Annotated in this window: 1 protein-coding gene; it reads left to right on the top strand. The window is 47.7% G+C overall.

Translation table 11 applies throughout. From position 1 onward, the window contains the following. Positions 1-188 (top strand): hypothetical protein (locus SORDD16_RS12110; RefSeq protein ID WP_241734075.1); only part of this gene is annotated, 188 nt, incomplete at its 5' end. Positions 189-398 lie beyond the last annotated feature (210 nt).

Raw genomic sequence — 398 nt, 5'->3', positions numbered from 1 at the left:
CGCTGAAGCTGATTGACTTGAGCTTACTGATGCTGAAGTTGATTGGCTTGAGCTTACTGATGCTGAAGCTGATTGACTTGCAGATACTGATGCTGAAGCGCTTTGGCTTGCACTTACTGATGCTGAAGCTGATTGACTTGCAGATACAGATGCTGAAGCGCTTTGGCTTGAGCTTACTGATGCGCTAGCACTTTGGCTTGAGCTTACTGAAGCTGAAGCGCTTTGGCTTGCACTTACAGACGCTGAAGCACTTTGACTTGCAGATACAGATGCTGAAGCGCTTTGGCTTGCAGATACAGACGCTGAAGCACTTTGACTTGAGCTTACAGAAGCTGAAGCTGATTGGCTTGCAGATACAGATGCTGAAGCGCTTTGGCTTGCACTTACAGACGCTGAAG

Origin of the sequence: Streptococcus oralis (assembly GCF_001578945.1) — a bacterium.
Taxonomy (GTDB): Bacteria; Bacillota; Bacilli; order Lactobacillales; family Streptococcaceae; genus Streptococcus; species Streptococcus oralis_Q.
This window is presented reverse-complemented; position numbering and strand designations above follow the sequence as displayed.